Genomic DNA, 23,975 nt, shown 5'->3' on the forward strand with positions numbered 1-23,975 from the left:
GGTATCTCTTGTTATCGACTACCACGGGCCGACGTCCGCCGGCGGAAGCATAAGCGTAACATAACTGAGATAGTGAGTTTACGACAAGGCGGCGAGAATGGGCAGACGGCGGGGGAATTATCGGAATAGCGCCGCCGCTGGCGATCGGCGGCGGCGGGGTCAGGCTCAGCGGCGGTTGCGCACCAGCTGATAACGGCGGGTCAGGTACTCTACCGGCGCGCTCCAGATATGCACCAGGCGGCAGAACGGGAACAGCACGAACAGCGTCATCCCCAGCACCATGTGCAGTTTGAAGATCAGCGCCACCCCTGCCAGGTGCGCAGAGGCGCCGGCGTGGAAGGTCACTACCGCCTGCGCCCAGGCCACCAGCTTCATCATTTCGCTGCCGTCCATATGCTGGGCGGAGAACGGAATGGTCAGCAGCCCCAGACACACCTGCACCAACAACAACGTCAGGATCATGATGTCGGCGAAGCTGCTGGTGGCGCGTACCCGCGGGTTGGTCAACCGGCGCTTCAGCAACAGCGCGCCGCCGATCAGCGTCATCAGGCCGCAGGCGCCGCCGGCGATCATCGCCAGCTTCTGCTTCACGTCGATCGGCAGGAAGGCCTCATACATCCAGTGCGGCGTCAGCATGCCGAGGAAGTGGCCCGCGAAGATGCCGATAATGCCAATGTGGAACAGGTTGGACGCCAGCCGCATGCCCTTTTTATCCAGCATCTGGCTGGAGCCGGCGCGCCAGCTGTACTGCCCGTAGTCGTAACGCAGCCAGCTACCGATCAGGAACACCGCGCCGGCCAGATAAGGGTAGATATCGAAGAAGAACTGATTCAAAAATTGCATGATTAGCGTCCTTTGGTTCCGGTTAACGCATCCGTCAGGTCCAGATACTGTGGCGCCACCGCGCCGGCGAAGCGCCGCTGGTGCGCCGTCTGCTGGGCGGAGGCGCAGCCTTGTTCGCCGAGAAACTTGATCTGCTCCTCTTCCCACACCGCATCCAGCGCCTGCGGCGTATCGTCGCGCGCCTCTTGCGCCACCTGCGTCTCCAGCGCCTGGGCCTGCACCTCGCTGCCGGACAGCGCCAGCAGCAGATCAAACAGCACCGCGTACGGGCTTTCGCGCTGCTGCAAACGCGCGCCCAGCAGCGCCAGGATCGGCGCGATGTCCCGCAGCCCTTCCCGCGCCTGCGCCGCGCTGCGGCTGGCCAAATACTCCAGGTACAGCGGCAGGAAGTCCGGCAGCTCACGGCTGTCGATCTCCAGCCCGGCGGCGCGGTACTGCGCCATCAGGTCAACCATCGCCTGGCCGCGATCGCGCGACTCGCCGTGCACATGCTCAAACAGCAGCAGCGAGGTGGCGCGGCCGCGATCGAACAGTTCGCAATAGTCAGCCTGCGCGTCCAGCAACGGGCGCGCGCACAGGCGGCGGATAAACAGAATCAGCTGCGCGCTGTGGTGCAGATCCAGCTCGCTGGCCGGCTCCAGCGCTTCGATCAGCGCCTGCTGATGGTCAAACAGCGCCTGCTCCGGGTAATCCAGCAGGCGGGCGATCACTTTCAGGCTGATCATGAGGCATCCTCCGGCCGCGCGGTTTTCGCGGTCACGTCGATGGCATCGATACGGCGGCTGTTGAACAGATTGAACTTGCCATCGCTGCCGTGGCAGCCGTCGCCGAAGCTGAAGCCGCACCCCTTGCTTTCCGGGAAGGCTTCGCGCGCCAGCTCGCGGTGGCTCGACGGCACCACGAAGCGATCTTCATAGTTGGCGATCGCCAGGTAGCGATACATCTCCTGCGCCTGCGCTTCACTCAGACCGACCTGCTCCAGCGCGCTGGTGTCCACCACGCCGTCGACGGTTTCCGCCCGCTTGTAGTGGCGCATCGCCAGCATGCGTTTCAGCGCCAGCAGCACCGGCTCGGTATCGCCGGCGGTCAACAGGTTCGCCAGATACTGCACCGGGATGCGCAGGCTCTCGACGTCCGGCAATACGCCGCTGTGCGCCAGCTCGCCGGCGTCGGCGGCCGATTGAATCGGTGACAACGGCGGCACGTACCACACCATCGGCAACGTGCGGTATTCCGGGTGCAGCGGCAGCGCCAGCTTCCAGTCCATCGCCATTTTGTACACCGGCGACTGCTGAGCGGCTTCAATGACGCCCTGCGGCACGCCGTCCGCCAGCGCCTGAGCAATCACCTTCGGATCATGCGGATCGAGGAAAATATCGAGCTGACTCTGGTACAGATCCTTGTCGTTCTCCACCGCCGCCGCCTGCTCGATGCGATCGGCGTCGTACAGCAGCACGCCGAGATAGCGGATGCGGCCCACGCAGGTCTCCGAACAAACCGTCGGCTGGCCGGCTTCGATACGCGGGTAACAGAAGATGCACTTCTCGGACTTGCCGCTTTTCCAGTTGAAATAGATTTTCTTGTACGGGCAGCCAGTCAGGCACATGCGCCAGCCGCGGCACTTGTCCTGGTCGATCAGCACGATGCCGTCTTCGCCGCGCTTGTAGATCGCCCCGCTCGGGCAGGTGGCGACGCAGGCCGGGTTGAGGCAGTGTTCGCACAGGCGCGGCAGATACATCATGAAGGTGTTTTCGAACTGGCCGTACATCGCCTTCTGCAGGTTGTCGAAGTTCTTGTCCTGCGAACGTTTTTCGAACTCCCCGCCGAGGATCTCTTCCCAGTTCGGGCCGCTTTCGATCTTGTTCATGCGCTGCCCGGTGATCAGCGAGCGCGGGCGCGCCACCGGCTGGTGCTTGCCCTGTTTGGCGGTGTGCAGATGCTGGTAGTCGTAATCGAACGGCTCGTAGTAGTCGTCCAGCGCCGGCACGTCCGGGTTGGCGAAGATTTTCGACAATACGCCGACGCGGCTGCCCATGCGCGGCTCCAGCTTGCCGTTGATTTTACGGATCCAGCCGCCCTTCCATTTTTCCTGATCTTCCCAGGCGTGCGGATACCCGACGCCGGGCTTGCTTTCCACGTTATTGAACCAGGCGTACTCCATACCCTCGCGGCTGGTCCAGACGTTTTTGCAGGTGACCGAACAGGTGTGGCAACCGATGCACTTGTCCAGATTCAGCACCATGCCGACTTGCGAACGAATTTTCATTTGCTGTTCTCCTGCTGACTGCCCTGCGCGTAGTCGTTGCCTTCGTCGTCCAACCAATCAATGCGGTTCATCTTGCGCACCACCACGAACTCGTCGCGGTTGGAACCGACGGTGCCGTAGTAGTTGAAGCCGTAGGCCAACTGCGCATAGCCGCCGATCATGTGGGTCGGCTTCGGACAGGCGCGGGTCACCGAGTTGTGGATGCCGCCGCGTTGGCAAGTGATCTCCGAGCCCGGCAGATTCACAATGCGCTCCTGTGCGTGGTACATCATGGTCATGCCGGCCGGGATACGCTGGCTCACCACCGCGCGCGCCGTCAGCGCGCCGTTGGCGTTGAAGGCCTCGATCCAGTCGTTGTCCGCAATGCCCAGATCTTTGGCGTCGTCTTCGCTCAGCCAGACGATCGGGCCGCCGCGCGACAGCGTCAGCATCAGCAGGTTGTCGCTGTAGGTGGAGTGAATGCCCCACTTCTGGTGCGGCGTCAGGAAGTTCAGCGCCTTCTCCTTGTTGCCGTTCGGCTTGCTGTTCAGCAGCGGCTGCGCGGCGCGGGTGTCGATCGGCGGCCGGTATACCAGCAGGCTTTCACCGAAGGCACGCATCCACTCATGGTCCTGATACAGCTGTTGACGGCCGCTGAGGGTGCGCCACGGGATCAGCTCGTGCACGTTGGTGTAGCAGGCGTTATAGGAAACGTGTTCGTCCTCCAGACCGGACCAGGTCGGGCTGGAGATGATTTTGCGCGGCTGCGCCTGAATGTCGCGGAAGCGAATTTTCTCGTCTTCCTTGTTCAGCGCCAGATGCCGGTGATCGCGGCCGGTGACGTTGCTCAGGGCTTCCCAGGCTTTCACCGCCACCTGGCCGTTGGTTTCCGGCGCCAGCGACAGGATCACTTCCGCCGCGTCTATCGCGCTCTCGATCTTCGGCCGCCCCGCCGCCGGGCCGTCGGCCTTGACGTAGTTAAGCTGCTTGAGGAAGTCGACCTCGGTTTGGGTGTTCCAACTGATGCCCTTGCCGCCGTTGCCCAGTTTGTCCAGCAGCGGCCCCAGTGAGGTAAAGCGCTCGTAGGTGGCCGGGTAATCACGCTCCACCGCGATGATGTGCGGCGCGGTTTTACCGGGGATCAGATCGCATTCGCCCTTCTTCCAGTCCTGTACGCCGTAAGGCTGCGCCAGCTCGGCGGCGGAGTCGTGCTGGATAGGCAGGGTCACCACGTCGGTTTCCTGGCCCAGATGGCCGACGCACACCTCGGAGAAGGCCTTGGCGATGCCCTTGTAGATTTCCCAGTCGCTCTTCGAGTCCCAGGCCGGATCGACCGCCGCCGACAGCGGATGAATGAACGGGTGCATGTCGGAGGTGTTCATGTCGTCTTTTTCGTACCAGGTGGCGGTCGGCAGCACCACGTCGGAGTACAGGCAGGTGCTCGACATGCGGAAATCGAGCGTCACCACCAGATCCAGCTTGCCTTCGCCGCCCTGCTCGCGCCATTCCACTTCCTGCGGCATCACGCCGCCCTGCTGGCCGAGATCTTTCCCCTGGATGCCATTTTCGGTGCCCAACAGGTATTTGAGCATGTACTCATGGCCCTTGCCGGAGGAGCCCAGCAGGTTGGATCGCCAGACGAACAGGTTACGCGGGAAGTTCTGCGGATTGTCCGGCTGCTCGGCGGCGAAGCCCAGCGAGCCGTTCTTCAGGCTGTCGACGGTAAATTCGACCGGCGATTGGCCGGCCGCGCGAGCCTGCTCCGCCAGGCGCAGCGGGTTAGCGCCCAGCTGCGGCGCAGACGGCAGCCAGCCCATGCGTTCGGCGCGCACGTTAAAGTCGATCAGGCTGCCGCCGAAGCGCGACTTGTCCGCCAGCGGCGACAGCAGCTCGTCGGTGCCGACGGTTTCATAGCGCCATTGACTGGAATGGTTGTAGAAGAACGAGGTGCTGTTCATGTGGCGCGGCGGGCGCTGCCAGTCGAGGCCGAACGCCAGCGGCAGCCAGCCGGTTTGCGGCCGCAGTTTTTCCTGGCCGACGTAGTGCGCCCAGCCGCCGCCGCTCTGGCCGACGCAACCGCAGAAGATCAGCATATTGATCAGGCCGCGGTAGGTCATGTCCATGTGATACCAGTGGTTGACGCCGGCGCCGACGATGATCATCGAACGGCCGTGGGTCTTCTCGGCGTTTTCCGCGAACTCGCGGGCAATGCGGATGATGTTGTGGCGCGATACGCCGGTGATCTGCTCGGCCCAGGCCGGGCTGTAAGCCTTGACCTCGTCATAGTCGGCGGCGCAGTTGGCGTCGCCCAACCCGCGCTCCAGGCCGTAATTGGCCAGCGTCAGATCGTACACGCTGGTCACCAGCGCTTCGCTGCCGTCCGCCAGCCGCAGGCGTTTCACCGGCAGCTTGTGCAGCAGGATCTCGTCCAGCGCCACGCTGTTGAAATGCTCGCTGTCGGCGCCGCCGAAGTACGGGAAACCCACCTCGGCGACGTCGTCATGCATGCCCAACAGGCTGAGCTGCAACTCGACTTCCTGTTGCGCCTTGCCTTCACGCTGTTCCAGGTTCCACTTGCCCTTCTCGCCCCAGCGGAAACCGATGGAGCCCTGCGGCGCCACCAGATCGCCGCTGCGGCTGTCGATAGCGACGGTTTTCCACTCGGGGTTGTTTTCCTGGCCCAATCCGTCCACCAGATCGGCGGCGCGCAGCAGGCGGCCGGCGGCGTAGTGGCCGCCTTCACGCGGCTCCAGCAGCACCAGCATCGGCATGTCGGTATAACGGCGCACATAGTCGCGGAAGTAGCCGACTTCGCGATCGAGATGGAACTCTTTCAGCATCACGTGACCCATCGCCAGCGCCATCGCGCTGTCGGTGCCCTGCTTCGGATTCAGCCAGTGGTCGCACAGCTTGGCGACTTCGGCATAGTCCGGCGTCACCGCCACGGTTTTGGTGCCCTTGTAACGCACTTCGGTAAAGAAGTGGGCGTCCGGGGTGCGCGTCTGCGGCACGTTGGAGCCCCAGGCGATAATGTAGGAGGAGTTGTACCAGTCGGCGGATTCCGGCACGTCGGTCTGCTCGCCCCAGGTCATCGGCGAGGCCGGCGGCAGATCGCAATACCAGTCGTAGAAGCTCAGGCAGGCACCGCCGATCAGCGACAGGTAGCGGGCGCCGGCGGCGTAGGACACCATCGACATCGCCGGGATCGGCGAGAAGCCGATAATGCGGTCAGGGCCGAAGGTTTTGGCGGTATAGACGTTGGCGGCGGCGATCAGTTCATTGACCTCTTGCCAGCTGGAGCGGACGAAACCGCCGCGGCCGCGCGCCACCTTGTAACTTTTGGCTTTTTCCGCATCGCCGACGATAGAGCCCCAGGCCGCGACCGCATCGCTGTGCTGCGCTTTCGCTTCGCGCCACAGTTTGAGCAGACGCTTGCGCATCAGCGGGTATTTCAGCCGGTTGGCGCTGTACAGGTACCAGGAGTAACTGGCGCCGCGCGGGCAGCCGCGCGGTTCATGGTTGGGCAGATCGGGACGGGTGCGCGGATAGTCGGTTTGCTGGGTTTCCCAGGTCACCAGACCATTCTTCACGTAGATTTTCCAACTGCAGGAACCGGTGCAGTTCACGCCGTGGGTGGAACGCACCACTTTGTCGTGCTGCCAACGGCTGCGGTAGCCGTCTTCCCAGTCGCGGTTAGTGTTCAAGGTCTGGCCGTGCTCGCCAGAAAAAGGCTCCGCCAACTGCTTGAAATAGCGGAAACGGTCTAAAAATTTGCTCATCCGGAATGCTCCTGAAGGCTCTTGTCGTTATAAGAAGACATGCTCAATCTGCCGCCAGCCTACTGACGGCCAACCGGCGGCAAATTGATTGCGATCAAGAGAAAGCGGGAGGCGACGCGCGCGTCGGGGGTGAAATACCACCAAAGTATAGGTGCGATAAATTAGGTTAATTAATTGAATTAAAATGAATAAAGGAGAATATCAAGATGAAGGCGGACAGCTGGGAGGCAAGGCGGGGTATTTGGGGGTAGGACGCGGGAGAAACCTCCCGCGTGATGCTGACTCGTCGCTTTCAGCGTTGAAGCCACAGCGTCGCGGTACCCACGGCGGGCAACGTCAGCTTGACCTCCGTGCCCTCTCCCTGCTGCCGCCAACCCGCCGGAAGGCGCAAGCGGGTGCTTCCCTCTCGATAGTAAGGATTGGCTACCAACAGCAAGGCGCGATCGCCCAGAATAAACATCCGCGCCGGCATTTGCGGGTCGCTTCCCGCCAGCGGCGTCGATTTTCCCGTCAGCAGATAAGGGGTGAAGGCGGCGATTTGCTGCGACACGGCAGCCACGCCACGCCAGGTGGCGTCAAACTCCCGTTGGTCGAAGCGGCCGGTTTTACGCTTATAAAACAGATCGGTATAAGAATAAAACAACAGCCCCTTGGCGCCGCCGATCAGCGCCTGCCAGGCCTGATTGCGAATTTCCGCCTCTGACGGCGGATGTGGCTTGCGGCTGGCGTCATAAGCGGCGTGATCCATGATTTGCATCACCACCCAGGCTCCGCGTGCCTGGCGGGCGGCCTGCACCGTCAGTTCGGTATAACGCGTCGTGCGCGTCAGATCGCGATCGTTCCCCACCGGGTAAGGGTCGGTCGCCAAAATGTCGCTGCTGTTAAAGTAGGCGTCCAACTCCCCGGTTTTGTTCAACACCTGGAAGGTGGGATGATCGCCGTCAAGCCGCTTTATTTGCAGGTTTTTTTCCTCGATCTTATCGAGATATTCCGGCCCCAGTTCATCGTTGATGTACCAGGCGAGCAGGTTGGGCTGAGAGCGCAAGCGCTGCACGTACCAGGCCGTCATCGCCGCGTAGTCGCCACCGCGCGCGGCCGGCGCGAAGCGGCTGCCGCGGTACTGATCTTTGACGGAGTAAATGACCAGCAGCCCGCGCTTGCCTGCGTTGCGGAAAAAGGCGTAAGGATCTTTCTTTTCCCCATAATCATAATTCAGCACCGTGTTGAATCCCGCCGAGGCGATGCGCGCCAAATGCTCATCGGTAGCCACGTTGGCGTAAATGCCCAACGGGAAAAGCCGTTGACCATCGCGCAGGGTAAAGCCTTCGCTGTCGATCGCGACTTTGGCCGCAGGCTGCCCGACGCGAAAAGACAGCTCGCTGCCCTGTGCCGGCTGGGATTGCTGACCGGTGACCTGCTGACGCAGGCGGTATTCCCCCTGTGCCAGGCCGGCCGGCGGTTGGTATTCGATACGGCGCTGCCCTTCAACCTGATAACGGTCGCGGCTACGGTGAACAACCTGCCCCTCGGCATTGAGCAATTCGCTGTCGACCTGCAAATGCTGCGGCTGCGCAGTGACGACCAACGTGTCGACCTTTCCCTGCGCCGACGCGCCGAGCTGATACAACGCCGGCATAGACGCGCGAGCACACGCATAGGCGTCGTCAAACCAGGCGGTACCGGTGCTCCCCTTACGCAGATAAACGCCAAAAGTGATTCGCGCCGCCTGCGGCGGCACGGTATAGCTGGCGTTCACCTGCCGCCAGCCGCTGTCGCCGGTCACCCCAGCCGGATAACTGCCTTCCAGAAAGCGCCCCTGCGCATCAAAGCTCTGCAGATAAACCCCAGCCCCGCCGTCGCGGCTTTGCCCGCGCACGCCGCGGGTCTTGAGCCAGACGCCGAAATCTATCGTCTGTCCGGGCTCAACCTGCAGCGCCTGGTTGAAGGTACGGTATCGCGCTATATCTGCATTGTCATAACGCAGACTCCCCCTGCCACTGTGCGTATCGCCGTCGGCCTGCGCGCCCTGCGCTCGCCAGCCGCTGAGCCCCTGCTCAAAGCCGGGGTTGGTCAACAGATTGGGTTGGCAGTTCTGCGCCAGAGCCGCTGCGCCCCACAAGGCGCAACAGCCCAGAGCCGCCCGCTGATACATCCCCCTTATGGTCATTTCCTTTTCACCACGGCATTGAACAGATAGGTGGCGAACAAATAGCAGGATTTCTGGTAAGACAGCCCCAAATGCTGACGGTAAATCCGCCATTGCCAGTCCGCAGCGCGGATTTTGTTGCCCGACAGCGAATGGGTAGACAACCGGTAACAGGCCAGCGGTTCGGGAATGCAGTAGGCCAGGCCGTTACGCGCCTTCTGCAGCACCGCCAGCCACATCAAGTAGTCCTCATGCCCCACTTTTTGCTGATATACCTTACCGATGCGCTTCTGGTTATAGATGCCGGTGAGATTGCCGATCCAGTTGCTTTTCAACATGTCCTGATAGCCGATAAGCTCATCCGCACCACGGGTGTTTTTGATCAATTTCAGGTCGTCTTCGAAGGTGTAATAATGGGAACACACCACGTCATAGCGGCGGGTTTGCAAAATGCTCGCCTGGCGCGACAGCTTGTTGGGGAGCCATACGTCATCACTGTCGCAGAAGGCGATATAGTCCCCGCTCGCCGCCTCAATGCCGATGTTGCGCGTTTCCGCCACGCCCTGGTTATGCTCATTGCGTATATAGGTGAGGCGATCGTGGATAAACGGCCGCACCACCTCGGCGGTGTTGTCGGTGGACGCATCATCGATCACATACAGGTGATAGTCGGTAAATTGCTGATTCAGCACGCCAAGGATCGATTCTTTGATAGAGTTTGCCGCGTTGTAGGCGGGCATTATCACGGATATCTTTTCCATTCTGTCCTCACTCAATGAGCTGTTGCCACTGGGGATAAATACGTTCGGGAGAAAAACGGCGAGACTTATCTAGCGCGGCGACAGAAAAGCGATCGCGCAGGTCCGGGTCGCGCATCAGTTCGAGCACGCCTTCGCTGAAGGCGGCGGCATCGTCATCGGGCACCAGATAACCGTTGACGCCATTGTCTATCAGCTCGGCCGGGCCGGTCTTGCAATCGTAGGCCACCAACGGCAGGCCGAAACTCATGGCTTCGATCAGCACCATCGGCAACCCCTCATAGCGCGACGTCATCAAATACAGACTGGCCTGGCGATAATAGGCCGCCACGTCGGCGGTGGCCGGCAGCAGGCTCACCTGCCGCTCCAGCCCGGCGCCTTTAATCTGCCGCCGCAGTGCGTCACGCTCAGGGCCGTCGCCAATAATCAACAGCCGCCAATCCGGCATTTGCGCCGCCACCCCGCGCCACAGCGCGATCAGACGATCGAAGCCTTTCTGATTGCTCAACCGCCCCACCGCCAGCGCCACCTTTTCCTGCAGCGCCGGCGTCGGCGCCTGTGCGCCGAACGGCGAAACGTTCTCGATCACCCGGCATTTCCCGGCGCCCACCCAGCGAGCGATGGCGTCGCGATCTTGCCGCGTCAGGAAAATCACGCGATCGCCCAACCGGTAAACCAACAACTTCAGCCATTTAAATACGCGCGGATACTGGTGAAAGCTGACGTGCTCGCTCAATAACAGCCGGCTGCGGGCACAGAACAAACGTAGAAAAGGCGTCATCACCACCGACAGTTTTCCCATGGAAACGGTAATGATCGCGTCCGCGCGTTCACGCCGCAGTGCGAACGCCAGCCGCCATGGCCAGAACAGCGAATCGCCGCCGCCACAGCGTAGCCGGACGTTGATCGCCAGCGGAAAGAAGCTCCGCTCGCCACACAGCGAAAACACCGCCACCTCGTAATTCGGCAGACGCGCCAGCGCATTGGCCAAACCGCTGGCGACCCGTTCAGTGCCGCCCTTGCCCGCCATATTTTCGATGACGATGATTACCTTGCGTGCTTGCATATCATCTCCTGAATCCCTGGCGCACATTGCGCAACAGCCGGCCGCCAACCGAGAACAACCCCAGCCGCGTCAGACAATCGCCATACCATTTGATCATCTTGAACTTGCCGCTCAGGCTGTGCCGCACGATGCGCGATGAGTAATAATTGAACGCCTGGGCGTTTTCCGAATACAGCGAGGCCAGCAGGTGCTTGCAGGCGAATCCGCTGATATGGCGATCGCTGGGGCTGAGGAAGGTATTGATAAAGCGGTCGCTGGCCTCCAGATTAAGCTTCGCCGTCATGCGTCCGTAACGCCCCACGTCGAGAAACACCCCGCCACCGGCGTCATACGCCACTTGCGCGCCCAAATTGGTGGCGTTGACCAGAAAGCCCCAATCCTGATGCTTGTTGAGAAACTCGGGAAATAAAAAGCGGCGATCGCTTTTTTTACGCATGCTGATGGTGGATGACCGAATATCGCCCATTTCCAGAAAAAGAAAATCCTCGCCGGAAGAACCGGATTTGTAGTGAAAGTTGAAGTCGCGTACCGAATCGCCGCTCACCTCTGCATAATTACCGAAGATAATATCAATATGGCGATCTTCATGCTTCTTCATGCGGCGAATAATATAGTTGGTAGTAAAGTAATCATCCGAATCGAGAAAAAACACGATCTCCGATTGCGCTAAATTGGCGCCCAGGTTGCGCGATACCGCCGCATTGCTCTTCTGTTTTTTCTCATGTAGCATCACGTTGCTATTAGTCGCCGCCATCTGGCGAATATATTTGATATCATCCTCGTCAGAGCAATCATCAACCAAAATCACCTGATAGTCGAACCCTTGGCAAGCGCTGAAAATCCGCTTCAGAGTTTTAGGCAGGTAACGCGCACTATTATAAATAGGGATCACGATCGAGAAATCCATTTCTTAACCCTCCAACTTAGAATTTATCATTTCTTTTCCACGGCAAAGCAGCAATAACGACACGTTAAATACCGGGACCAAAAAATAGGTTTCCGTAAAAGTTGTCAGCAGAAAAACAACCACCACCCAGCGCATGAATCGACTCAGCCTGCGCATATTACCCAACAGGTGAAAATAACAAAAAAGCATGACAACAGAGGCGATCCCACCAGCCGAATAAAACATGGCGATGAAGAAGAAATCGACCGGCTTATAGGGTTCGATATTCATGCCGAACAGCGGATTGGGTAGCCCCACCGCCTGAAACATCTGCCAGGAGAACCAGATGCGCCCGGTCAACGCTTGGTTCAACAGCGCATCCAATGCCGGATTGCTCCCCCAGCGTATAACGCTGGCGAACTGGAAGCCTACGATGGCCAACGTCAGCGCAATGCAGACTTTTCTATTGGGGGTAAAACGCAACAGCGGCGCCAGCCAAAACAGCAACAACATCAACAGTGCCAACATAAAACAGGTGCGGGAATAGGAATACATCAGCACCGGGATAATTAACGCCGACACCGCCAGTGAGGCGATATTTTTCATTCCACGCGTTAATTTCGCATGGTCGATCAGGCACAGCAGCATAGCGAACAAGGCAAAAGAATAATACGCCAAGGTATTCGGGTTATCGAAACCCAGCGTTAATCTGTTGCCATAGCGCTCATCAAGGTAAACAAATCCATTGGTGTAAAAGGTATAAGGGATAACCATCAACAGCCCGGCAACCACAAAAGCGATAGCGAACATTTCAGCGCCGCGCACCATCTCGATGCGGCGGAATAAAATTATCACCGCAGAGCTGAATACCGCGCCAAAAAGGTAATCGCCATGTCCGGTGGCGATATTAACCAGAAACAGCAGAACCAAAAAACCCGCAACCGCTTTTTCCGCCATCGTAGCGATGAAAAATGCATAGCCGACATAGAGCAACATCAGGGCATTGAGCCCCATCACAGTTTTATTAATCAGCTCGCTGTTGAACGATCCCGAGGTCAGGAAAGTTTTCACGAAAAAGATCAACAGGAAGGTCAATATGATTGATTGATTGACCAAATCCCGCGACTGATTATAACCAACATTGGCATGCATGTGAAAATTGGAGGCGACTCTCTGCATAAGCGTTTACTCAGTAAAATAACTGCCCCATTCCTGCTCGATGTTTTCCGGCTTAAGCTTGCTTAATCCCGCACCAGGCGTAAACGTCAATTCACCGAAATAGACCTTCTCACCGACCTGGTAGAAATCCACGCGGACATAAGAGAACTGCTGCGCAACCTGGCGAGCCAAACGCGTCATTTCTTCCAGCCGCGTAGGTCGCGGCATCGGTTCGTCGGCATTCGGCAAGTTGATGCGGATTTCGGTGCGGTTCCAGTCGAGATCAAAAATATCGCGCCGATGGGTGCCGAAACGCTGGTAATCCACCTGGATAAACATGCGAATTTCATGGTTGTCGTTGAAACAATGAAATTTGATATCGTTCGGCACCTGCTCACCATCCAGCAACATGCGTTCCACCATGATGCAGGGTTCGATGTCCAGATAATGCTTTTCGCGACTCTGCTCGTAAAAGTTGCTGCGCATCCACGAACTGCTGAGATCGTACAATTCCGCGTAGCTAACCTGTTGCTTGTCGAACACCAACCGGTTATAGCCGCTGCCATGGTTGGCCTTCAGCACGAAGGCGTCTGGCAACTGCCTGAACGTGTCGTAGCTGAGTTCAGTGCCATGCGCATACAGCTCCACCAGATACTCTTCGCCCCACAGGCCGGCAATAAATTCGCGGACCTTGTATTTGTCCGACAAGGTGGTGTAGATGCTGCGCGGATAAATTTTGCGGCGCATGATCTTTTCGCTGAAGCCGGTCGGTTTTGACAGGTGCGGCAATTTTTTGAAATAGAGCGCGTATTTAACCTGATGGTGCCAGGCATCGGGCAGGCGCTTGGAAATGCTTTTAACCAGGGTGTTTAACATGCTCTCTCCTTAATTTGCTGACAAGACGCGGCAGGCAGTAAAAACAGGTCAGCTGCAGTCGGGTAATTTTCCCGCCACGGAATAAACTGTTCAGAACGAAGAACGAAATGAATTCCGCCAGTAGCGTAGACACCGCAGCGCCGGTCAGGCCGTAACGCGGGATCAGCAGCAGATTCATCGCCACGTTCAGCAGAGCCACCAACGGCATCTTGATGGCGATAAAGCGATAACCGGCGAACAGCACGATGCTGCGATACGAAACCGTCCCCATCACTGAGAACAGCGAGGTCAGCGTACAAATAGCCAGGATGTCGGCGGCCGGTTGAAAAGCGGCGCCATACAGCAGCGCAATAGCCGGGTGGGCGAACCACCACAGACCCAGCAGCACCGGCAACGACAGGCCCAATACCACCAGATAAAGCACCCGGATGCGGTACTCCTGCTCCAACGGGTCGCGACAGTTGGCAATACCCGGCATCAACGAGGTGATCAGCGCCATCGGCACAAAAACCCACCCCTGGCTGAGGGTGGTCGCGGCGCTGAACCAGCCCACCGCCTGCTCGCCGACCAGATTGCCCAGCATGATTTGATCGATGCGGGTATAAATCACTATCGCCAGACTGGAGATGGCCAACGGCAGGCCCACTTTCAGCAAATAACGGCCATAGCGCCCGGCCTGGCGCGGCGTAACCCGCGGCGAGGCCGCAGCTTCCCCACGAAATAGCCAGAGGCGCACCAGATAAGGTACGGCGCTGCTGAGGATGTAGGGTACCGCGAACCACACCAGCGGCAGCGCGGCGCTCACCAGCGCCAGCCGCAGTCCGATCGACAACAGCAGCGCCAGGTTGTTGATCAGCGTATTGCGTTTCGACTGCAGGCGGGCATCGTAATAAATTTTGTACACGTCCTGAATCGAGAAATAGGCGCTGATAAGCAGCAACAGCGTCATCAGTTGACCGGCTGGCGGCTGGCTGAAATAGCTCCATATCAGCATCGGCAGCGCCACCACCAGGAACAGCCGGCGGCGCAAACGCATCGAAGCCAACATCAGGCGAATGCCGCTCGGCGGGCGGCGGGCGACGCGGTTGAAAATGATGCTGTCGGCGCCCAGCTGCACCAGCGGCACCACGATGGCGATCGTCGCCAACAGATAGTTGAGAGCGCCAAACTGGGCGGGCCCCAGATAGCGCGCAACGTAAATGGAGACGAAGATGCCGGACAGGCTAAGCGAAACGCGTTCCAGCATCAGCCACAGGGCATTGATGATAATGGCCTTCACCCGCTTATTCCTCTGCCTGCCGCTGATCTTCCCGATGGCTTGGATAGGCGAAGTTGTAATAGCTCATGTCGGTCGCCGCCCTTTTCACGATGCCGTTGAGGATTACGCCTCTGATCGCCACGCCATTCTGTTCGAAACGGCGCATGCTGGTTTCGATCTGCTTGACGGTGTTCACCTCAAAACGCACCACCAACAGTGACGTACCGGCGTGATTGCCGACGATGGCCGCGTCCGTCACCGCCAGAATCGGCGGCGTATCGATCAGCACCAGATCGTAGTTTTGCCCGGCCCAGCGCAGGAAATCGGCGAAACGGCGATGCATCAGCAGCTCGGACGGGTTCGGCGGCACCTGACCACGTGGCACGAAGTCCAGATTGGCGATGGCGGTTTTCCGCACCGCCTGTTCCGTCATCACTTTGCCCACCAGCATGTCGGACAGCCCTTGATGAGCGTCGTCCGATAACCAACGATGCAAAAATCCTTTACGCATATCCGCGTCGATCAACAGCACCCGCTGCCCGGCCTGCGCCACCACCACCGCCAGGTTGGTGCTGGTAAAACTCTTGCCGCTTTCCGGACTGGCACCGGAGACCATCAAAATGTTGTTTTTGGCCTCCAGCATGGCGAAATGCAGGCTGGTGCGCAGGCTGCGAATGGCCTCCACCGACAGATCCGCCGGCTCGACCACCGCCAGGATCGGCAGGCGACGACCGCCGGATTTGGGCAACAGCAGGCGTTGTTCGCGATTGCGTTTCGCCTGCCATGGCGACAGCGGCACGGTGGCGTAGACGTTGATGCCTCGCTTCTCCAGCGTATCGATATCATTGATGCCGCGATGGAAGGCCGTGCGCAGCAGCACCACGGCCGCGGTGCCCGCAGCGCCCAGTATCAACGCCAACAACACGATTAGCATCTTTTGCGGCTGAATCGGTCGGATAGCGGTTTCCGCCTCGTCGACGATGCGAATATTGCCCACCGTGCCGGCCTTGCTGATGCTCAGCTCCTGCTGTTTGTTCATCAGTTGCATGTAAACCTGCTGATCCACCTGCACGTCGCGGGTGAGACGCAGGATCTCCTGCTGCATTTTCGGCAGCGTCTGTACCTGTTTGCCGAGCCGCGCCTTTTCCGCCTCCAGCGTGGCGCGCTTTTCCATCAGCGCCCGGTAAGCCGGGTGCACGCGGGTATAAAGCTTGGAAATCTCCGCCTCCTTGAAGGTCAGCTCGTTGAGCTGGGCTTCGAGCTGCACCTGAGTGTCCAGCACCGACTTGGCTTCCAGCGACAGATCCACCGAATCGTTTTGCTGGCGGAACTGGTTGAGCTGGTTTTCGGCGTTGTTCAACGAGGTTTGCGTTTGCGGCAGCTGCTCCTGCAGGAAGGCCAGCATTCTCTGCGCCTCTTCCGTTTTACGATCCACGTTCTGCTGCAGGTAGTTATCGGTGATGTTCTTCAGCACCGCCTCGGCACGCTGCGGATCTTCACTCGGCAGCGTAAACGTCATGATGCCGCTGTCCTTGCCGCTCGGCACTACGCCCAGGTATTTACGCAGATCGTCCACCGCTTCTTGACGCGCGACTTTAACCACGGTGAAACTGGTGCCCGGCGCCGCATCCAGCGCCGAAACGGTCATGCTCCACTCGCCCTGCGCCACCGGTTGCCCAACCACGCCGCTGAACAATTTGGCGCCGTCATGGCTCAGCTCGTAATGTTGCCCATCGCGCACCGTCAGCGTCAGCGCTTCGCCCTGCATGTCCGCCGGCGTTGTCAGCGTACCGATGTCCAATACCGGCGTCTTTTCACCGCTCAGTCGGGCGAAACCTTTACCGAACACCGGGAAATAGTCCGGTTCGACGCGCACCGTCAGGCCGAGGGCATCCACCGTTTTGCCGAGCACGTAGCGCGACTTGACCAGCGTCACCTCATCCTGCGTCGTCGAATTTTGCCCCAGCGAACTGTCCAGCGTTTCACGCAGCAGCGAATCGCCGGACAGCTGATTCTCCACCTGCACCACCGCCGTGGCCTGATACACCGGGGTAGCCAACAGGGCGTAGGCGACGCCCAGCGCACCGGCCACGCCGGTCACGACGGCGATCCGCCAGCGGTTATCCCACAGCGGCCCTACCAGACGCTCCCACTCCAGCTTTTCATCTTGTTCGGCCACCATCACGGACAGCGCATTGTTTTTCATCTTCTGTTCCTTATTCACCCTGCGGAGTTACCAGTTGCGCACGCGCAAGGTAGCCTCGCTGAGATCGTTAAAACTGCTGATGGTCGGCACCAGCTGGCTGATCAAACGGTTCCAGCGCGCGATAGGCGCCGCGGTGACGTACACGACGTCGTAAGGGTGCAGCTGAAATTCAGCGCCCATCGCCAGCGCGCTGGCGTCGGAGAGATCGAACTGATACAGCGTCGCCAGCCGCTGCGGGGGGTTGCCGCCGCTCGGCCGGATCACGAACACCCCGGTCGCATCCGCCACCGTCTGGCTGATCCCTTCGGAAGATCCGAGGGCTTCGGTCAGGGTCATGCCGCTGCGATCCATCTTCAGCGTCGCTTGCTTGCCCACCTCGCCCATCACGAACACTTTCAAGTTGTCATTGCGCGGAATGTAGAGGATGTCGCCCGGCTGCAGCAGCGCGTTCTGGCTGATGTCGCCACGCTGCATCAGCGCCTGCAGCGAGATGGCCCGCTCTTTGCCCTGATGCGTCAGCACCACGTTGCGCCAGTCGGCATTGTCCGTCAGGCCGCCGGCGGCGTTGATCGCATCCAGAATGGTCAGCGGTACGTTGGTGATCGCCTGCTGACCGGAGGTTTTCACCTCACCGGTCACATAAGCCTTCTGCGAGCGGAACGCGGCGATGCTGACATCCACCTGCGGGCTTTCCACATACTGCGCCAGACGGCCGGCGATCAGGCTGCGCACTTCGGTGACGGTTTTACCCACCACCGCCACGCGCCCGATATAGGGGTAAAAGATCGTGCCATCCGCATGCACCCAGTTACCGGTGTCGCTGGCGCTGCGATATTGCCCGGCCGGCGTGGTCAACTCGGGGTGATCCCAGACGGTGACGTTCAACACGTCGCCGACGCCGATACGGTATTGGTAGCTCTGCAACCGCTGGTCCAGCGCCGGATTCGGCTGGGCGACCGGTTCAACGCGCCGCATTTTCTGCAGCAGCATCGGTGACATGCGGTAGACCTGTACCTGGCTGTTCAAATCGAAATCGTCGTCTTGTTGCACGACGATGGCTTTTCCGCTGGTCGGTAAATGTGAGCCGGGAACCACCGTACAACCGCTCAATAACGCGGAGGTGAAGGCCAACGGCATCAAAAGAGGCAAATGAAAATTCATGGAAGTACCGTGATAAACGGGCTGCTGCCGCAGCCCGTGAGAGGATTAACGCCCGACGGTTGGATTATCGCTGAGCATCGTCGCCTGACGCGGTTCGCGCAACATGGCGAAATAACCGCAAAAACAGAACAGAAACGCCACCAGCATCAGGCTTTCCTGCAGTTGCAACACTTCACTGCAAATGCCGATGCAGGCCAGCGTCACCGCCAGCATGGTGCTCATCGCCAGTGCCTGGCGCGCATTGAGTCCGCGACGCATCAGAATATGGTGCAAATGATCGCGGCCCGCTTTGAAGGGGCTTTGGCGGCGCAACAGGCGGCGCACCATCACGGTCACCATGTCCATCAGCGGAATGGCGATCAGCCACAGCGCGGTGACCGGGCGCATTACCGCCTGCTGCCCCTGCGTCGCCAGTAACACCAGCCACAGCACGCTGAAGCCGATCACCATGCTGCCGGCGTCCCCCATAAAGATTTTGTTACGCGCGCCGAACAGGCTCAGGTTGAACAGCAGATAAGCCGCCAGCGCGACGATCACGCCCAGGCACCACAGCGCCAGATCTCCCCGGCCACCCAGTCCGAACACGATGGCCAGCGCAACGAAGGTCACGCAGGACAAGGCGCCCAGTTGCCCGTCGATGCCATCCACCATGTTGTAGGCGTTGATCGCCCCCCATACCGCCAGCGGCGTGAGCAGCAACGCGCCATAACCGAGCATCACTTCCTGATGGCCCCAGGCATGGCCCAATGAGGAAAGCTGCATCCCTGCCGCCAGCATCATCGCCAGCGCGATCCCTCCCTGCACCATGACGCGCGGCGCCACGGGCAGATCAAAGCGGTCATCCAGCACGCCCAACACCACCAGCGCCGTAATGCACAGCAGATAGACGGTGCTGTCGGGCAGCCAGGCGGGTTGCCACAGCGCCATCAGCATCAGCGTCAGGTACACGGCGATGCCGCCGACCAACGGAATATGTCCCAGATGTTGCTTGCGCGCATTGGGCTTATCCACTAATCCCACCGTCAAGGCGACCCGGCGGGCAATAAGGATCCACGCGACCGCCAGCACAAATATCACGCTCAGTTGATATAACATCGTTCCTCCAGCGAATAAGCACGCTACCGCCCTTGAGTTACAGCTCCCAATGCGCTATTAACAAAAACAAAATTGATCCTGCCAGGATATAAGTCAGCATGAATTAATCCTGAAAAATACAGATTTATCCGCTTGTCGGCGGAAATAAGTAAATAACGTCAGCGTGCGGTTAAGTTATCTATCAGAAAACTCATGTTTAATGGTTCTTTCGATTGCCGAATCAAGTTCAACAGGCGCCACGAAATTATTTTGCACATTACTTTTAAACTGCGTTCTGGCGCAGAATTTCTGTACTCTGACGCGGCTTATTGGGAATTTCTTTCGACTTATTTTACTCACAACATCCAATGCGGTTGCGCCGCATATGCCTACGGCATAAGGAATGCGAATTGTCTTATTTTTTCTCCCCAATGAAGAGGAAATGACGTCGACCAATTGATTCATCGTAAAGTCCGGTTTATCGACGTAGTTGCTGACCTGATAACTTGACTGTTGTTCCAGAGCATGTTCCAGCCGCGCGGCAATATTTTCAACGTAGGCCATCGACTTCATATTATTGCCGCTGCCAATCATCACGAAACGTCCGCTGGCGATCTGACGGAACAGGTTATACACGTTGCCGCGGTTGCCTTCGCCGAATACCACCGTTGGACGGATGATAGTCAACCGATTTTCCACATCGGCCTTGCGCCAGGCTTCATAAACGTATTCCGCCTCGAGCTTGGACTTGCCGTAATGGTTGAAAGGCTCGAAACTTCCTTCTTCGCCGGTTTCCTGTTTAACGAAGCCGTAAACAGCGACGGAGGAGGTGAAAATGATTTGGCGGATATTCAGAGCGGAGGCGGTCATGCAGACATGCCGCGCGCCTTCGACATTGACCTGATAATAGAGCGAAATGGGATCGACGTTGTCCTGATGTTCCGCCGCCAGATTAATGATGGCGTCGCAGCCCGTCAGCGGTTCTTGCAAAGTCTGAGGTTGCGTCACATCGCCATACTGATAGAGCGCGGGAAAATGTGCGCTGGGTTGCTTATCCACGATGACCAACGTCAGATCATCGCGCGCACTGAGACGTTTCGCCAGGCGTGTTCCGATAAAACCGGAACCCCCGATAATAGCTACTTTACGCTTATCCATAATTTGTCACTCAGCAGGTTCTCATTATTCCTGTCGCCCCATTGGGACAGGACGCTAATACGCGTTAGGTAATGAGTTCCAGACTGGACAAATCGAACCTGGCTTTCAAATAACAAATAATGAAATAAAAGATTTCATCAAATGTAAAATTATCGCTAAAGATAAAACCTCATTCAGCGCTAATTTTTAACATCGTAAGCAACTTGATATTGCAAGGTTTTATTCGGCAATATGAGATTAATCCGACCTTTGCCGGGCGTCGAAGAGGTCTCATATTTTACCGGCAATTTAAGCTGCCCTTGCTTAGGATCGACACATTCGATGGTGGCTTGATCCATGTTCTCTCCCTGGTAAAGGCAGAGCAGAGTTTGCGGGCTGTTGGTATGGGGGTTATTCAGCGTCAGCGTCAACACCACGCGCGTGTTGTTCTGAATATCATTGATCACCGGGGGGCGGGTTTGGTTGCCGAGCACATATGAAAAATGTGAAATAACCAGCAAAGAGGCGAATACCGTCAGGTATTTCACTACACGGCTGGCGGGTATGCTGAAAAAGCGACGCACCGCCGCCGACTTTTTTTCACGCACCGGTTCTTTGGATGACTCCACCGTTGCAACAGGCGCAGCAACCAGCGTCGATTTATGCGGCTTATCTATTTTTTCATCGTTTGTTTCAGACGACTCACTTTCACTTTCAGAAAGTTCCGCTTGAATATCAACACCAATATCTTCACCACCATTTAATATATCATCATCAGCGTAGTCTTCATCCTCGGATATAAAGTGAAAAGCCGCTTGATTTTCCACCTTGTAACCCAAACGAGGAATGGTTCTGATAAGCGTGTGTTCCGTGTCGCTAATCTTTTGGCGAATAGATTTAATTGTTTGATTTATCGTTGAATCTGAGCAATAGGTTCCTTTCCAGATATTTTCTATAATTTCCGTTCGGGTAACCAGTTCTGGTGATCTGGCGACAAGCAGCGAAAGAATTTGATACTCCTTCCAACGCAGACGAAATTTCTCCCCGGCAGGAGTCAGAACATCGAGATTCCTAATCTTTATTCTTTTATCAAGATTCACTTTTAATTTCCTTAGCGTGCCTGTCCTGCACACTTTGTATAGAAATATCAAAAAATGTTCAAGAAATTAAATGTAAACTCAACAGGTTGCATTCATCGGATATTGGCCTTTATAAAAATTTTCTGATTTCATTTTTTACATTAGGCCATATTAAGGATGTTCCGTTTATCCAAATGACTCTTTTTCCCTGCTGGCAACATGGATTTCTTTCATGGTCACCGTAAAATTCAAATGAACACCTCATTGATTTAAAAAGGAAAAACTAACCATGTTGTTCGATTGTTAATCGAATGAAATTGTGAAATTTCATTCCTATCCGTGAATTCATTGTGTTTTCCCACCTAATCTGATTGTCAGATAGACTACAAAAAGCCGAAAAAAACAGAATGAGAGTTATCTGATTTAACCCCGTCACACATTCCACTCAGCGTGTGCAGCATCTAAGACAAAACCCTATTACTGATTTTATAACAATCGCACTAATTATGCCTTCCCCTCCCGGAAATTTCATTTAATCTGCGAAAAGACATTAACGCCTTAATGTAAGAATACTCTCAATAAAACGAAAAAAACGTGCAAATAATATAATCCGTTTTGGCGAAAATATTCCCACATTGAGAGATAGTGCTATAAAAAAAGAAAAAAACGGCAAGCGAAGATGAGAATTTTACCTAAAGGCAGAAAATTTCACTGAGGAGGCGAGGTGAGATGACTCGGAATGAGAGAAATATCCCTCCCCTGTCGGGAGGGATTGAGAAAGCGGTTTGATACTCAGGCCTTTTTCTTGCGGCCATACACCGCCCAGGTGATGACCACACACAAGATATAGAACACCAGGAATACTTTCATTGCCCCCGCCGGCGAACCGGTCAGCGCCAGCGAGGTGCCGAATGCCTGGGGAATAAAGAAACCGCCTGCGGCGCCGATCGCTGAGATAAAGCCCAATGCGGCGGCGGAGTCCGTCACCGCTTCACGCTGTGCGCTCTCGTCACTGCCGCCGGCCGCTTTCACGCGATCGACAGTGATTTTACGGAAAATGACGGCGATCATTTGGAAAGTCGATCCGCTGCCCAGCCCCGCCGTGAGGAACAACACCATAAAGATGCCGTAGAAAGCGATAAACGAACCGCCCTCGCCCGCTGCCGGCAAAGTCAGGAACAACAGCGCGGCGAACACGGCCATCACCACAAAGTTGATCAACGTCACCCGCACGCCGCCGAAACGGTCAGACAGCGCGCCGCCGACCGGCCGTGCCAGCGCACCGAGGAACGGCCCGAAGAAAGCGTAATGCAGGATCACGACCTCCGGAAATTGCGTCTTCGACAGCATGGCGAAACCGGCGGAGAAACCGATGAAAGAACCGAAGGTCGCGAGGTACAGCAAACTCAGCATCCACAAATGCCCACGTTTGAGCACTGGCAGTTGCTGGCGCAGCGATGCCTTGGCAGCCGCCAGATCGTTCATGCCGAACCAAGCCGCCAAGGTGGCGACCAGCAGGAACGGTACCCAGATCCAGGCGGCATTTTCCAGCCACAGCTGCCCCCCTTCTGCCTGATCTTGCGCCGTGCCGCCAAACAGACCAAACAGGCTGAAAGAGATCGCCAACGGCGCGACCAGTTGCATGACGCTGACGCCCAGATTCCCCAACCCGCCGTTGAGACCCAACGCGCCACCCTGACGCGCTTTCGGGAAGAAGAAGCTGATATTGGCCATGCTGGAGGCAAAGTTGGCGCCCGCAAAACCGCACAGCAGGGAAATGATGACGAATACACTGTACGGCGTGCTGCTGTCCTGCACCGCGAATCCCAGCCACAGGCACGGCACCAGCAGGAAGCAGGTGCTGATAGCGGTCCAGCGACGGCCGCCAAACAGCGGGATCACGAAGGAATACGGCACGCGTAAAATAGCGCCCGAGACCGACGGCAGCGCTGTCAACAGGAACAATTGGTCAGTGGAAAAGTTGAAGCCAACCTTGTTCAGGTTGACCGCCACGGCGCTGAACAGCATCCAGACGCAGAAGGCCAGCAGCAGACAGGGAATGGAAATCCACAGGTTGCGGGTGGCGATGCGATGGCCACGCTGCAGCCAAAAGGCGCTGTCTTCAGGATGCCAATCCTGAATCAGCGCACCGGTTTTCTTTGATGAAGGCGTTGCAAGTTGCGACATAAAAACCTCAGACACGGGGGATTATTCCGACACCCTAGGGGGCGGCCCCGGCGGCAAAGTTGATGTATATCAACCCGAATGCAAGTAGTTGGCGGCACAAATAGCGCCTTCATCCC

At 57.6% G+C, this 23,975-nt stretch carries 17 protein-coding genes; all 17 read right to left on the reverse strand.

Features of this window, described 5'->3' with window-relative positions:
- Nucleotides 1-165: 165 nt before the first annotated feature.
- The gene (gene narI / locus IT763_RS13685) at nt 166-843 is read right to left on the reverse strand and encodes a respiratory nitrate reductase subunit gamma (RefSeq protein WP_049299152.1); all 678 of its coding nucleotides are present in this window, start codon (nt 841-843) and stop codon (nt 166-168) included.
- Nucleotides 844-845: 2 nt separating this feature from the next.
- Nucleotides 846-1,568, reverse strand: a complete 723-nt coding sequence (gene narJ, locus IT763_RS13690) for a nitrate reductase molybdenum cofactor assembly chaperone (RefSeq protein WP_016927362.1) — start codon at nt 1,566-1,568, stop codon at nt 846-848.
- The gene (gene narH / locus IT763_RS13695; RefSeq protein ID WP_016927361.1) at nt 1,565-3,109 is read right to left on the reverse strand and encodes a nitrate reductase subunit beta; all 1,545 of its coding nucleotides are present in this window, start codon (nt 3,107-3,109) and stop codon (nt 1,565-1,567) included. The genes narJ and narH overlap by 4 nt, the downstream gene beginning before the upstream one ends.
- Nucleotides 3,106-6,867 carry a nitrate reductase subunit alpha gene (locus IT763_RS13700; protein ID WP_206194776.1) on the reverse strand — a complete coding sequence of 1,254 codons (3,762 nt, stop codon included), beginning with the start codon at nt 6,865-6,867 and terminating at the stop codon, nt 3,106-3,108. The genes narH and IT763_RS13700 overlap by 4 nt, the downstream gene beginning before the upstream one ends.
- A 292-nt stretch (nt 6,868-7,159) precedes the next feature.
- The gene (locus IT763_RS13705) at nt 7,160-9,019 is read right to left on the reverse strand and encodes a carbohydrate-binding protein CenC (protein ID WP_053090353.1); all 1,860 of its coding nucleotides are present in this window, start codon (nt 9,017-9,019) and stop codon (nt 7,160-7,162) included.
- 11 nt (nt 9,020-9,030) lie between these two features.
- Nucleotides 9,031-9,774 carry a glycosyltransferase family 2 protein gene (locus IT763_RS13710; RefSeq protein ID WP_015378195.1) on the reverse strand — a complete coding sequence of 248 codons (744 nt, stop codon included), beginning with the start codon at nt 9,772-9,774 and terminating at the stop codon, nt 9,031-9,033.
- A gap of 7 nt (nt 9,775-9,781) precedes the next feature.
- Entirely contained in the window at nt 9,782-10,837 is a 1,056-nt protein-coding gene (locus IT763_RS13715) for a glycosyltransferase family 4 protein (protein ID WP_049299149.1), read from the reverse strand.
- 1 nt (nt 10,838) lies between these two features.
- On the reverse strand, nt 10,839-11,744 hold the full coding sequence (locus IT763_RS13720) for a glycosyltransferase family A protein (protein ID WP_016927357.1): 906 nt from the start codon (nt 11,742-11,744) through the stop codon (nt 10,839-10,841).
- A gap of 3 nt (nt 11,745-11,747) precedes the next feature.
- Nucleotides 11,748-12,902 carry a hypothetical protein gene (locus tag IT763_RS13725; protein WP_028127495.1) on the reverse strand — a complete coding sequence of 385 codons (1,155 nt, stop codon included), beginning with the start codon at nt 12,900-12,902 and terminating at the stop codon, nt 11,748-11,750.
- A 6-nt stretch (nt 12,903-12,908) separates the two neighbouring features.
- A complete protein-coding gene (locus tag IT763_RS13730; RefSeq protein ID WP_028127496.1) occupies nt 12,909-13,757 on the reverse strand; it encodes an ATP-grasp fold amidoligase family protein in 849 nt (282 codons plus the stop codon).
- Entirely contained in the window at nt 13,738-15,036 is a 1,299-nt protein-coding gene (locus IT763_RS13735) for a flippase (protein WP_206194777.1), read from the reverse strand. The genes IT763_RS13730 and IT763_RS13735 overlap by 20 nt, the downstream gene beginning before the upstream one ends.
- A gap of 4 nt (nt 15,037-15,040) precedes the next feature.
- The gene (locus tag IT763_RS13740; RefSeq protein ID WP_049299148.1) at nt 15,041-17,221 is read right to left on the reverse strand and encodes a polysaccharide biosynthesis tyrosine autokinase; all 2,181 of its coding nucleotides are present in this window, start codon (nt 17,219-17,221) and stop codon (nt 15,041-15,043) included.
- A 27-nt stretch (nt 17,222-17,248) separates the two neighbouring features.
- Nucleotides 17,249-18,382: a polysaccharide export protein gene (locus tag IT763_RS13745; RefSeq protein ID WP_049299147.1), complete on the reverse strand. Its 1,134-nt coding sequence runs from the start codon at nt 18,380-18,382 to the stop codon at nt 17,249-17,251.
- 45 nt (nt 18,383-18,427) lie between these two features.
- Complete coding sequence (gene wecA / locus IT763_RS13750) at nt 18,428-19,477, reverse strand: UDP-N-acetylglucosamine--undecaprenyl-phosphate N-acetylglucosaminephosphotransferase (protein ID WP_049299146.1); 1,050 nt, start codon at nt 19,475-19,477, stop codon at nt 18,428-18,430.
- A gap of 174 nt (nt 19,478-19,651) precedes the next feature.
- The gene (locus tag IT763_RS13755) at nt 19,652-20,614 is read right to left on the reverse strand and encodes an NAD(P)-dependent oxidoreductase (RefSeq protein WP_197817630.1); all 963 of its coding nucleotides are present in this window, start codon (nt 20,612-20,614) and stop codon (nt 19,652-19,654) included.
- A gap of 179 nt (nt 20,615-20,793) precedes the next feature.
- The gene (locus IT763_RS13760) at nt 20,794-21,693 is read right to left on the reverse strand and encodes a helix-turn-helix domain-containing protein (protein WP_028127498.1); all 900 of its coding nucleotides are present in this window, start codon (nt 21,691-21,693) and stop codon (nt 20,794-20,796) included.
- A gap of 771 nt (nt 21,694-22,464) precedes the next feature.
- A complete protein-coding gene (locus IT763_RS13765; protein ID WP_016927348.1) occupies nt 22,465-23,859 on the reverse strand; it encodes a NarK family nitrate/nitrite MFS transporter in 1,395 nt (464 codons plus the stop codon).
- Nucleotides 23,860-23,975 lie beyond the last annotated feature (116 nt).

It is taken from the genome of Serratia sp. CMO1 (genome assembly GCF_015689115.1).
Lineage (GTDB): Bacteria > Pseudomonadota > Gammaproteobacteria > Enterobacterales > Enterobacteriaceae > Serratia > Serratia marcescens.

Coding starts and splice junctions, on each gene's coding strand:
- narI (WP_049299152.1), bottom strand. CDS start 843: ATGCAATTTTTGAATCAGTTCTTCTTCGATATCTACCCTTATCTGGCC.
- narJ (WP_016927362.1), bottom strand. CDS start 1,568: ATGATCAGCCTGAAAGTGATCGCCCGCCTGCTGGATTACCCGGAGCAG.
- narH (WP_016927361.1), bottom strand. CDS start 3,109: ATGAAAATTCGTTCGCAAGTCGGCATGGTGCTGAATCTGGACAAGTGC.
- IT763_RS13700 (WP_206194776.1), bottom strand. CDS start 6,867: ATGAGCAAATTTTTAGACCGTTTCCGCTATTTCAAGCAGTTGGCGGAG.
- IT763_RS13705 (WP_053090353.1), bottom strand. CDS start 9,019: ATGTATCAGCGGGCGGCTCTGGGCTGTTGCGCCTTGTGGGGCGCAGCG.
- IT763_RS13710 (WP_015378195.1), bottom strand. CDS start 9,774: ATGGAAAAGATATCCGTGATAATGCCCGCCTACAACGCGGCAAACTCT.
- IT763_RS13715 (WP_049299149.1), bottom strand. CDS start 10,837: ATGCAAGCACGCAAGGTAATCATCGTCATCGAAAATATGGCGGGCAAG.
- IT763_RS13720 (WP_016927357.1), bottom strand. CDS start 11,744: ATGGATTTCTCGATCGTGATCCCTATTTATAATAGTGCGCGTTACCTG.
- IT763_RS13725 (WP_028127495.1), bottom strand. CDS start 12,902: ATGCAGAGAGTCGCCTCCAATTTTCACATGCATGCCAATGTTGGTTAT.
- IT763_RS13730 (WP_028127496.1), bottom strand. CDS start 13,757: ATGTTAAACACCCTGGTTAAAAGCATTTCCAAGCGCCTGCCCGATGCC.
- IT763_RS13740 (WP_049299148.1), bottom strand. CDS start 17,221: ATGAAAAACAATGCGCTGTCCGTGATGGTGGCCGAACAAGATGAAAAG.
- IT763_RS13745 (WP_049299147.1), bottom strand. CDS start 18,382: ATGAATTTTCATTTGCCTCTTTTGATGCCGTTGGCCTTCACCTCCGCG.
- wecA (WP_049299146.1), bottom strand. CDS start 19,477: ATGTTATATCAACTGAGCGTGATATTTGTGCTGGCGGTCGCGTGGATC.
- IT763_RS13755 (WP_197817630.1), bottom strand. CDS start 20,614: ATGGATAAGCGTAAAGTAGCTATTATCGGGGGTTCCGGTTTTATCGGA.
- IT763_RS13765 (WP_016927348.1), bottom strand. CDS start 23,859: ATGTCGCAACTTGCAACGCCTTCATCAAAGAAAACCGGTGCGCTGATT.